Below are 11,820 nucleotides of genomic sequence, written 5' to 3'. Positions count from 1 at the left end.
CCGGGAGAAGGCATCGCGGAGCGACAAGATTTTGCGCCACACGCTGCGGTGACAGAACATGTCCGTCGTGCCTGCGACAGCGCGCAGTGAAAAGAGCGTGGAGTCCAGAGGCCCGCGCGATTGCGGGTCTCTGGGCCAGTGTGGGCGGCGAGCCCACGACCTTGACCTTAAAAACGAAAATCAAATTTTCGTCACACTATCAACGAGTGCCATTTCTTCACTGCTCAGCAGCTTCTCAATATCCACCAGGATCAACATACGGTCACCCAGCGAACCCAACCCCGTCAGATACTCCGTCGACATGGTCACGGCGAATTCCGGTGCCGGGCGGATCTGATCCTGGCTCAGCGACAGCACGTCTGATACGCCGTCAACCACGATCCCGACAACGCGGTTTTCGAAGTTAAGTACAATCACCACCGTGTTTTCGTTGTAAATCACATCTTCCTGAGCGAATTTCACCCTCAGGTCGAGGATCGGCACGATGACGCCGCGCAGGTTGGTGACACCTTTAATAAAGGCCGGGGTGTTAGCAATACGGGTTACCTGATCGTATCCACGGATTTCCTGCACTTTGAGGATATCGATGCCGTATTCTTCATCGCCTAAAGTAAAGATCAGAAATTCCTGACCTACTGTTTCGCCCGCAATTTTCGCCACGGTTGCAAGTCCTGCCATGTTGTTCACCTTTGCTTTTATCTTTAAATCGGCCTGAGTTTTTCACACCCGGCAACCTTGCGGTCACCGGCAGCTTTGCTTGTTATGCGGCGGTGGAGCCTGTTGCTAATTTATCGCGGTTCAGTGACTGCAGTGCAGACACGTCCACGATCAGCGCCACACTGCCGTCGCCCAAAATAGTGGCGGCGGAAATGCCCGGTACTTTGCGATAGTTGCTTTCCAGGTTTTTCACCACAACCTGATGCTGACCAATCAACTGATCAACCAGCAACGCGTAGCGACGCCCTGCACTCTGCAAAATCACCACAATGCCCTGCGTGGCTTCGGTTTTGGCGTCTTCAACATCAAAGACGTTGTACAACTCAACCAGCGGCAGATATTCACCGCGCACCTGCAGAACACGTTCGCCACCGGCCATCGGATGCAAATCCTCTGACAGCGGTTGCAGAGATTCCATCACCGCGTTCAGTGGCAGAATGAAGACTTCTTTACCGACTTTCACTGACATCCCGTCGAGGATCGCCAGCGTCAGTGGCAGCAGGATACGGATGGTGGTGCCTTTGCCCTGCTGGGAATGGATTTCAACGTGCCCACCCATTTCCTGAATGTTTCGTTTCACCACGTCCATGCCGACACCACGGCCTGAAACGTCAGTGACTTTTTCTGCGGTCGAGAAGCCAGCGGCAAAGATCAGCATGCCGACTTCTTCATCGCTCATGTTGTCATGGACGTTCATGCCCTGCGATGCGGCTTTCGCCAGAATACGTTCGCGGTTCAGACCGGCACCATCGTCGATCACTTCGATGCAGATATTGCCACCCTGATGTTCCGCAGAAAGCGTCAGGTTACCGGTGGGTTCTTTACCATTGGCAATACGCACATCCGGCGTTTCCACACCGTGATCCAGACTGTTACGCACCAGGTGCGTTAACGGATCGATGATACGTTCGATCAGGCTCTTATCCAGTTCGGTCGAGCTGCCGAGCAGTGTCAGTTCGATTTGCTTATTCAGTTTGCTGGCCAGATCTCGCACCAGACGCGGGAAGCGGCTGAACACGAATTCCATCGGCATCATACGAATCGACATCACCGATTCCTGCAAATCACGGGCATTACGTTCGAGCTGGCCCATGCTGTTGAGCAGGTCACTGTGGACAACCGGATCCAGCAGATCTGAACGCTGCGCCAGCATGGACTGGGTGATCACCAGTTCGCCCACGAGGTTGATCAACTGGTCAACCTTTTCAACAGCAACACGGATGCTGGTGGATTCAGGGGCTTTAGGTGCACGGGCTTTCGCCGGTTCGCTGTTCGGCACTGCCGTCAGTACCGGAGCCTGACGGGCGACGACCGCCGGTGCTGCAGCCACTTCCGCCACAACAGGCGCGGATGCGGCAACCGCAACGGCCTCAGAAGCAACCGCTGCCGGGGCGTGAGTGAAGCTGATTTGTTCCGGCTCCAGCACAAAACACAGCACGGCAATAATGTCGTCTTCGCTAACCGTGGTGACCAGGGTGGCTTCCACGCTGTCATCAGTCTGAACCGGATCTTTTATCTCGCCGAGATTGCCGAGTTCCTCCAGCATCACAGGAATTTCCTGTGTTTTCAGGCCGGAGAGACGAACGCGCAAATCGCCCTTACCGGCAGCGGGTGCAACCGGCGCTGTCGCGAAAGATTGTGCCGCTGTCTGGTCTTCAACCACGTGAAGATCAGGCACAGGTTCACGCGCCTGTTGCGCTTCGAGGGCCAGTTGTCTCAGGGCCGCACAGATATATTCAAAGCTTTCTGCGTCAGGATCCCGGGAAGATTTATAGGCGTCGAGTTGCTCCTGCATAATGTCTTTTGTTTCCAGAAACAGGTTGATGATGTCGGTGCTCAGGCTCATTTCAGCGCGACGAGCACCGTCGAGCAGGTTTTCCAGTAAGTGAGTCGTTTCCTGTAAAACCGTAAATCCAAACGTGGCTGCACCGCCTTTGATTGAGTGCGCTGCGCGGAAAATCGCATTCAGTTGCTCAATGTCAGGCGCCTGCGGATCAAGTAACAACAGATGTTGTTCCATGTCCGCCAGCAACTCGTCTGCTTCATCAAAAAATGTCTGATAAAAATCAGTAATATCCATGCTCACGTGATCACCTCTGCTGTGAATCGCGGCTTGTTAATGTGTCGCAGGTGCCGTGCCCGCCGCGGCAGCCGGAGCTGCCGTCGCAGGTTGAGCGCCTGCCGAGGGTGTCACTGGCGTCTGCGTCTCAATCCCGGGTATTGATGGTGCTTTCTCTGGTGTGGCCGGTGCCGGGTTTGCCTGTGGCGCTAACGCCGGAGCTGCCGGAGCCGAACTCATTTTTGGTGCTAATGCCGGCACTTTTTGTGTGCCTTGTACTTGTCTTTGCAGCTCGCCAGCGTCACTGATCGTGATCGCCTCGCCCTCGCTGTTTTCCCGTTCAATCGCTTCTTCCGCGTGTTTGTTCAGGACCAAAATACTGATACGACGGTTGATGGCGTCACCTGCCGGATGGTTTTTCAGTTGCATGGAAGACCCCATGCCCATCACCCGCAGGACTTTCCCTTCGCTGAGGCCGCCGCTCATCATCTCGCGACGTGAAGCATTCGCGCGCTCAGTCGACAGTTCCCAGTTGCTGTAGCCACGTTCACCTGTGGCATACGGCATGTCATCGGTATGCCCCGCCAGACTGATCTTGTTCGGAAAACCATCCAGTACCGGGGCAATCGCCCTGAGGATATCGCGCATGTACGGCTCAACAATCGCGCTGCCAAGCTGGAACATCGGGCGGTTTTTGCTATCGATAATCTGAATGCGCAAACCCTGCTCGGTCAGGTTAATCATCAGGTGTGGACGTAAATCTTTCAGCCGCGGATCCGACGCCAGCATGTCTTCCAGCTTTTGCTGCAACCGCTGTAAATCGTCCGACTCACGCTTACTCGCCCCCTGCGACTGCTCCATTTTATGGACTTCCCCGTCCTGTACGGTCGGGTCTTCGCCACCGCCAGGGATCGGGCTGGTAGCATCGCTGCTGCGCGGCCCGCCTGTGATCGCCACCGCAAGGGGTGTACGGAAGTATTCGGCAATTTGCACCAGTTCTTTAGGGCTGGAGATCGAAATCAGCCACATCACCAGAAAGAAAGCCATCATCGCTGTCATAAAGTCAGCGTAAGCAATTTTCCACGAACCGCCGTGATGCCCTCCGCCGTGCTTATTCTTTTTCTTGCGTACAACAACGATTGGATGGCTCTGATGCTTCATACTTTTTCTTCTTCAGTTTGTTTCTGACCCGGCGACTTGACCTGGCGAACGTGTTCCTCCAGTTCAATAAAGGAAGGCCGCTCCGAGGTGTACAACGTTTTACGGCCAAATTCGACGGCAATTTGTGGCGCATAACCGTTAATGCTCGATAGCAAAGTCACCTTGATGCACTGCATCATTTTGGCGTTTTCAGCACTCTTCTGGCGTAACACGCTGGCCAGCGGAGAAACAAAACCGTACGCCAGCAGGATACCGAGGAAGGTCCCGACCATCGCGTGGGCAATCAGTGCCCCGAGTTCTGCGGCAGGTCGGTCAGCAGCGGCCAGGGTATGTACGATCCCCATTACCGCAGCGACGATACCGAATGCCGGGAGTGAGTCACCCACCAGCGCCAGGCTGTTCGCCGGCACTTCACTCTCGTGCTCGTAAGTTTCGATTTCCTCGTCCATCAGCGCTTCAATTTCAAAGGCATTCATGTTGCCGCTGACCATGAGGCGCAGATAGTCAGTCAGATATTCGACTAACTGTTTATCGGCAAGGATGCGCGGATAATTAGCAAAAATGTCGCTTTCGGCCGGATTGTCGATGTCATTTTCCAGCGACAGCATCCCCTGTTGGCGTGATTTGGCTAATACCCGGTAAAGCAGCGCCATCAGATCCATATACAACGCTTTATTGTATTTTGATGCGCGGAACAACTGCGGCAACGCGCGCATGGTGGATTTGATCGCTTTGCCGTTGTTACCAACGAAGAAGGCACCGATGCCGGCACCGGCAATAATGAGCAATTCTGCGGGTTGGTATAACGCGCCCAGCTCACCGCCGACGAGCATGAAACCGCCGAACACAGAGCCCAACACCACGATGTAACCTATTATCACTAGCACGATGAATCCTTAATTCGATGTGGTTTTAGGGCGAGGTTAAGCGCGCGCCATGTGCCTGACCGATTTGTGCCGTAGAAACGTGCATAAAAAGTGTCAGAGAATGGCTGAGATGTTAGGGGGGAATTGATGAGCGGTGGTAGCCACCGCTCAGAACGACTTACTGCTACCCAACTATCTCAAACTGCGTGCTTGACCTGTTCGTCCAGCTCTTGAGATGTTATATCGGCAACCTGCGGGGAAAGTTTACGTTTTTTTACTGCTCGGGACGGGGGCTGGCAAAGACTGCAAACAAACCCGTGGCGGGGTTGGTGTGCATGGGTAATAAATGAGCCATCACAGCAGTTACACGCTGAAAGCTGCAACATGCCGCTGTCGACAAAACGTACTAACGTCCAGGCACGGGTCAGCGCAAGGATCGGCGCTTCCCCCGGCTGCTCAGGACACTGTTCCAGATATAAACGATAAGCCTTGATCACCGCCTCCACGCCATTACAGTGGCCGCTCTTTAGCAGGAAAGAGTAAGCGTTGTAAAACATGGAGGAATGGATGTTCTGTTCCCAGGTCATGAACCAGTCAGTAGAGAACGGCAACATGCCTTTCGGGGGAGGACTTCCTCGCAACTCTTTGTACAATTTAATCAGTCGGCCACGACTTAATTGCGTTTCGCTTTCCAGCATCTGCAATCTGGCACCCAGCGTAATCAGTTCCATAGCCAGCTGAATGTCCCGTGCTTCCTGAACAATACTTTTTTCTGCTGGCTTGGTTGACGCATCTTTACCAGACATAGCTACGCCCTTTTCTTCATCGCGCCGCTTTCTTTCGCGGCCAGGCCTTTCAGCAGATGGCTGGACAACAAGATACCGGTATGGATTTGTTGTAAGTCATCCACCCGCGATTCCTGGGTCAAGCGTTCAATTGTCTTGCTGTCATCAAAGCGGAACTGACACAAAAGCTGGTTCGTTTCAGCTAACTTCACCATCTGAGGCAGCGTCAGCTGTCTCAGGGTATCTGCCATAACGTCATCGATCCCCAGGCGAAACATCGCTGAGGCCTTTTCGTCGTTAATCAAACGCTGTGCCAACAGTAAATATGACAGGTTGATATCATATATGTGCTTAAGCAATTCGGACATTCTGTTCTACCCCATTACCGATGCCGTTTTTTTAAGACGGCGGATTGATAGACATATTCCATGCAGCAAGAGTTTTACCCGGCGTGACAGGAGTATTTTTTACTATCAAAACAATTGGATCATTGGCTGATTAATAAATCTCACGATGATTATTAGATTTATCCCGCGGTATTTACTTCACCGCCAATACAAAGTTGTTCCTGATGTAAACTAAATTAATTGTGACAATTGCACTGCTAAGTAATCGAAAAACACTTTAGTTTTGGTGTACTGGCAGAGTCCGTTGCTGTGATGGCGCCTCATTCAGTGAAACGCTTTTACATACATTATTAGGAATAATCTTACTACGCTGCAACTCTAACCCCGTTTCCTTTATACATACAATCTTACCGTTGACGAATTTTGAATAAAGTGTGATGGAGATCACACTTTATAACTTTATTTTGCTTCTGAAAGTGCAATTTATCGTAAAAATCTGCGCATTTTTAAGCCAAAAGTAAAAAAGCGTCTAAAAAGCTCTCTTCAGACAGCCTTTTTTAGCCTTTTTTAGATCAATTTGTACAAAGGCCAACCAAAGCCAAATGAACAGCACAGATAATAATTAATAACTTCTCATGCAGCTATTTATGCTGGAAATTTCAAATAGCATGATCATTGTGCTAAATACACCCAACCCAGTCAGCACAAGGGTTTTCGGGGAGTTGTCCTAATGGTTTGTGAGGAAATTAAGCGCGAATTGTTCTTAAACCGTGAGCAGGCACGCGGTTTAAGAAATAAAAAGACAATTATTGTAATAATTTATGACCGGACACGCGGAAACATCCAGCAACAAGGCCGGATTGATAAGAAGAAGTGATGGAATGGCATAGTGGTGCCGAACTTAACCTATCGGCAACTGTTCAGGAAAACTTTAATCATTGTGCTTAAAAAAGTGCTTTATACCGCGCAATAGCAAATTAAAAACGCGCGACTAGGAATTTTATTACCAAACCAGCATCTGTCGCCAGTTTCACCTGCAGATTGGCGATTAAAACGCATTTTTAACTACGCTGTCAGAAGAATATTAGACAACAAGCCTAAAAAATGTACCGCCATTAAACCGGCTAATTAAACGGAAGGATAAAATAGGCGTTGCAGGATAAATGAATAATTTCCTGCACATGAGAAAGGGGTTTTCCGAACGTTAATGCAGCAGACACTTAACAACCTGCCGAAATTTCCGGCAGGTCATAACGTGAAATTATCTACACCGCGTTTGGTGATTAAAAAGGCATGGTTCGCGGATCAGGATGCTGATATTCAAAGCCAAGTTCTTTGCAGATTCGCTCACCATCGACGATTTTGCCCTTCTGTGCTGAAGCTTGTTCAGCAAAAGTCGGCGGCTCCAGCCCCATCTGTCTGGCCAGCGCCGGATAAAACTCCGCTTTAGCAGGATGAGCAGGTGCGCACAGGTTATATGTATGGCCGCCTTTCGGCAGACTGAGTAACAACGCAATCGCGGCAATCACATCATCCTGATGCACCAGGTTGACACCATGCTGACCGCCTTTCACCTGCGTCTTTCCGGCCATAAAACGTCCCGGATGGCGATCGCCGCCGACCAGACCGGCCAGACGCAGTACATCGACAGACGTATTGGGTAAACCATGGAGCCAGTTTTCGAGTTCTTTGAGCACCTTTCCGCTGGTCGTGACCGGTTCAAGCGGCGACCCCTCACGCACCACACCCTCTCCTTCACCGTAAACAGATGTCGAGCTGGTGAAAATAATGCGTTTGACGTTATGCGCCAGCGCGCTGTCGGTTAACAGCTGTACCGCCTGGAAGTACAGTTCGCTGCCGTCCACCGTCCGGCGCGCAGGCAGGGTAATAATCAGCGCATCGACATTCAGCAACTGATCGAGATCTTCCGCCACACATTCCATCTGCGGCGTAAACACCAGCGGGAAACACTCGATCCCCACGGCTCTGGCGGCATCTACCCCATCCGGCGTGGTTTTACTGCCGACCACCTGATAACCTTTTGAAGCCAGCGCCATCGCCAGTGGCATTCCCAGCCAGCCCAGTCCGATAATCGAAACCTTCTTCATACTTCGCTCCGTTGTTTCATTGGCATGTGGCATCACATCACCCACTGCTGATACTGCTTCCTTTATACTAGCAAATGTCACCTTTTCCCGGTTCAGCCTGCGTAAGGTTTTCTCTGCCTCTGTTAACAGATCATTCATTTATTCGATGAAAACCCTGCTGCAGATAAGAAAAACTCATCATCGGAAAAAAAGGTTGCGCTGTTACCGCCCGATAGTTTAGTTTTATTGGCAGCGAATTTGATATGTGTGGCGAATGATTCAAATCTGAATCACGCGGCATATAAATGAACATACTGAGAAACTGACATGACAAACGTTCTGATTAACCACCGTCATCACCATCACCCTGACTAGTCTTTCAGGCGATTGGTGCTGGGAGACTGTTTAGATCTTCCAGTGGCGCAGAACGCAGAGATAGCCCCCGGAAGATTTCTTCCGGGGGCTTTTTTTTTGGCCTGACGGATTGAAGTTAACGCCTTTAAACAAACGATTTTTACGATAAATAATTAAGAAACTGAGGTCATCATGCTGGATAAAACACGTTTACGGATAGCAATGCAAAAGTCGGGTCGCCTGAGCGATGAATCACGCGAACTGCTGGCCCGCTGCGGGATCAAAATCAACCTGCAGGAACAGCGTCTGATCGCCTTCGCAGAAAACATGCCGATCGACATTTTGCGCGTGCGTGATGACGATATCCCGGGGCTGGTGATGGACGGTGTGGTGGATCTGGGCATCATCGGTGAAAACGTGCTGGAAGAAGAGTTGCTGAGCCGCCGCGCCCAGGGCGAAGACCCGCGTTATTTCACCCTGCGTCGTCTGGATTTTGGCGGTTGCCGTCTGTCACTGGCGACGCCACTGGACACGGAGTATACCGGTCCGCAAAGCCTGCAAAACGCCCGCATCGCCACCTCGTATCCGCACCTGCTCAAGCAATATCTCGATAAAAAAGGCGTCGATTTCAAATCCTGCCTGCTGAACGGTTCTGTGGAAGTCGCCCCGCGCGCCGGTTTGTCGGATGCGATTTGTGACCTGGTCTCTACCGGCGCCACGCTCGAAGCCAACGGCCTGCGTGAAGTGGAAGTGATTTATCGCTCCAAAGCCTGTCTTATCCAGCGCGACGGCGAAATGCCACAAGAGAAACAACTGCTGATCGACAAAATGATGACCCGTATTCAGGGCGTTATTCAGGCACGCGAATCCAAGTACATTATGTTGCACGCGCCAAGTGAGCGTCTTGATGAGATCGTTGCCCTGCTGCCGGGCGCTGAGCGTCCGACCATTCTGCCGCTGGCAGGCGATCAGCAACGTGTGGCCATGCACATGGTCAGCAGCGAAACCCTGTTCTGGGAAACGATGGAGAAACTGAAAGCGCTCGGCGCCAGCTCCATTCTGGTTCTGCCAATCGAAAAAATGATGGAGTAAGCCATGAAGCCTGACGCGTTCACTACCCCGATTGACTGGCAGCAATGCGACGAACAACAGCGTCGCGAGCTGCTGACACGCCCGGCAATTTCGGCGTCTGACCGTATTACCGAATCTGTCAGTGAAATCCTGCGCCGCGTGCGCAGTGAAGGTGACAGTGCGCTGCGCGAGTTTTGCGCCCGCTTTGATAAAACTGAAGTCCGGGAATTGCGCGTCACTGCACAGCAAATCGGGGCAGCGGCCGCGCGTTTAGGTGAGGACGTTAAACAGGCGATGGCACATGCCGTGCGCAATATCGATACCTTTCATCAGGCACAAAAACTGGCTGTGGTGGATATCGAAACCCAGCCCGGCGTACGTTGCCAGCAACTGACCCGCCCTATTCAGTCCGTGGGTCTGTATATTCCGGGCGGTTCTGCGCCGCTGGTGTCCACCGTATTAATGTTAGCGACCCCGGCGCGTATTGCCGGATGCCAGAAAGTGGTGCTGTGTTCTCCGCCGCCGATTGCCGATGAAATTCTGTATGCCGCTCAACTGTGTGGCGTGGAAGAGGTGTATCAGCTTGGCGGTGCGCAGGCAATTGCCGCGCTGGCCTTTGGCACCGAAACCGTGCCGCGTGTGGCGAAAATCTTCGGGCCGGGCAATGCCTACGTCACCGAAGCCAAGCGTCAGGTTAGTCAGAGCCTGGACGGCGCGGCAATCGATATGCCAGCCGGGCCTTCAGAAGTGCTGGTGATTGCCGACAGTGGCGCAACACCTGACTTTGTTGCCTCTGATTTGCTTTCTCAGGCAGAACACGGCCCCGATTCTCAGGTGATTTTGCTGACGCCGGATTTGAAAATAGCGCAGGCGGTTGGTGAAGCCGTTGAACGCCAGTTGCAGACATTATCCCGCAGCGAGATTGCCCGTCAGGCACTGGCAAGCAGCCGTCTGATTGTGGCGAAAGACATCGCGCAGTGTATCGAAATCAGCAATGCGTACGGTCCGGAGCACCTGATCCTGCAAACCCGTGAGCCGGAGCAACTGGTCGACAGTATCACCAGCGCCGGTTCAGTATTTCTCGGTGACTGGTCACCGGAATCCGCAGGCGATTACGCTTCCGGCACCAACCACGTCTTGCCGACTTACGGTTACACGGCCACCTGTTCCAGCCTCGGTCTGGCAGATTTCCAGAAACGCATGACCGTTCAGCAGTTAACGCCTGAAGGTTTGCTCGGTCTGGCAAATACCATCGAAACCCTGGCGCAGGCTGAACAACTGACCGCACACAAAAATGCCGTGACTTTGCGCGTTAACGCTTTAAAGGAGCAACGCTGATGAGCAATGAAAACACCCTCAGCGTTCAGGCGCTGGCACGTAAGAATGTGCAGGAACTGACCCCGTATCAGTCCGCACGTCGTCTCGGCGGCAACGGTGATGTGTGGCTTAACGCTAACGAATACGCCATCGCGCCACAGTTTGAACTGACGCAGCAGACCTTTAACCGTTATCCGGAATGTCAGCCTGCGCTGGTCATCAACCGTTACGCAGCTTATGCGGGTGTTGACCCGGAACAGGTGCTGGTCAGCCGTGGCGCAGACGAAGGCATTGAACTGTTGATCCGCGCATTCTGTGAACCGGGCAAAGACGCTATTCTTTATTGCCCGCCGACTTACGGCATGTACAGCGTCAGCGCCGAGACAATTGGCGTGGAAGGCCGCACCGTGGCCGCAAAAGCCGACTGGTCTTTGGATCTCCCGGCCATTGAAGCCGCGCTGGATGGCGTGAAACTGGTTTATGTGTGCAGCCCGAATAATCCGACCGGCAATATCATCGATCCGCAAGAGATACGTGCTGTGCTGGAAATGACCCGCGGACGCGCCATTGTAGCGGTCGATGAGGCCTATATTGAATTTTGCCCGCAGGCGACAGTGTCGGGTTGGTTGCAGGAATATCCGCACCTGGCGATTTTGCGCACGCTGTCCAAAGCGTTTGCCCTCGCCGGTTTGCGCTGCGGCTTCACGCTCGCCAACAGCGACCTGATTGGTTTATTAATGAAAGTGATCGCGCCTTATCCTTTATCTACGCCTGTAGCCGATATCGCTGCACAGGCGCTGAGCCCGGAAGGGCTGGCGATAATGCGTCAGCGGGTGACTGAAGTGACGGAAAACCGCGCGTGGTTGCGGGAAGAACTGGAAAAATGCGCCTGTGTTGAAGAGGTTTTTGCCAGCGACACTAACTACGTCCTCGTCCGCTTCTACGCTTCAAGTGCCGTCTTTAAAAACCTCTGGGATCAGGGCATTATCCTGCGTGACCAGAACAAGCAACCGGGACTTTCCGGCTGCCTGCGGATCACAATCGGTACCCGGGAAG

10 protein-coding genes and 1 other annotated feature are annotated in these 11,820 nt (G+C 52.6%); of the genes, 3 read left to right on the top strand and 7 right to left on the bottom strand.

Annotated features, from left to right (window positions below; translation table 11 throughout):
- Positions 1-180: 180 nt before the first annotated feature.
- The 7 genes from cheW to AC1DUO_RS09890 form a co-directional block, all read right to left on the bottom strand.
- A complete protein-coding gene (gene cheW / locus AC1DUO_RS09920) occupies positions 181-678 on the bottom strand; it encodes a chemotaxis protein CheW (RefSeq protein ID WP_013575095.1) in 498 nt (165 codons plus the stop codon).
- A gap of 82 nt (positions 679-760) precedes the next feature.
- Positions 761-2,797, bottom strand: coding sequence for a chemotaxis protein CheA (gene cheA, locus AC1DUO_RS09915; RefSeq protein WP_443529867.1), 2,037 nt, complete (start codon positions 2,795-2,797; stop codon positions 761-763).
- A gap of 36 nt (positions 2,798-2,833) precedes the next feature.
- The gene (motB, locus tag AC1DUO_RS09910; protein WP_013575093.1) at positions 2,834-3,937 is read right to left on the bottom strand and encodes a flagellar motor protein MotB; all 1,104 of its coding nucleotides are present in this window, start codon (positions 3,935-3,937) and stop codon (positions 2,834-2,836) included.
- Positions 3,934-4,824, bottom strand: coding sequence for a flagellar motor stator protein MotA (motA, locus tag AC1DUO_RS09905; protein ID WP_112151826.1), 891 nt, complete (start codon positions 4,822-4,824; stop codon positions 3,934-3,936). Before motA ends, motB begins: the two co-directional genes overlap by 4 nt.
- 176 nt (positions 4,825-5,000) lie before the next feature.
- Complete coding sequence (gene flhC / locus AC1DUO_RS09900; RefSeq protein ID WP_013575091.1) at positions 5,001-5,609, bottom strand: flagellar transcriptional regulator FlhC; 609 nt, start codon at positions 5,607-5,609, stop codon at positions 5,001-5,003.
- A 2-nt stretch (positions 5,610-5,611) separates the two neighbouring features.
- Positions 5,612-5,956, bottom strand: coding sequence for a flagellar transcriptional regulator FlhD (flhD, locus tag AC1DUO_RS09895; RefSeq protein ID WP_013575090.1), 345 nt, complete (start codon positions 5,954-5,956; stop codon positions 5,612-5,614).
- 1,262 nt (positions 5,957-7,218) lie between these two features.
- A complete protein-coding gene (locus tag AC1DUO_RS09890; RefSeq protein ID WP_112198259.1) occupies positions 7,219-8,043 on the bottom strand; it encodes an SDR family oxidoreductase in 825 nt (274 codons plus the stop codon).
- Between the two features lie 329 nt (positions 8,044-8,372).
- Positions 8,373-8,494 (top strand) — a sequence feature (His leader region).
- Between the two features lie 74 nt (positions 8,495-8,568).
- Between AC1DUO_RS09890 and hisG the strand changes: the two genes are divergently transcribed.
- From hisG to hisC, 3 genes are all read left to right on the top strand, one after another.
- Positions 8,569-9,468: an ATP phosphoribosyltransferase gene (hisG, locus tag AC1DUO_RS09885; protein ID WP_013575087.1), complete on the top strand. Its 900-nt coding sequence runs from the start codon at positions 8,569-8,571 to the stop codon at positions 9,466-9,468.
- Positions 9,469-9,471: 3 nt separating this feature from the next.
- Positions 9,472-10,785 (top strand): histidinol dehydrogenase, encoded by a 1,314-nt coding sequence (gene hisD, locus AC1DUO_RS09880; RefSeq protein WP_121019427.1) that lies wholly within the window; start codon positions 9,472-9,474, stop codon positions 10,783-10,785.
- Positions 10,785-11,820: histidinol-phosphate transaminase (gene hisC, locus AC1DUO_RS09875; RefSeq protein ID WP_477987181.1), on the top strand; the 1,036-nt coding region annotated here is incomplete at its 3' end. The genes hisD and hisC, both read left to right, overlap by 1 nt.

The sequence above is a fragment of the Rahnella sp. P4_A8 genome (genome assembly GCF_056402435.1).
This window is presented reverse-complemented; position numbering and strand designations above follow the sequence as displayed.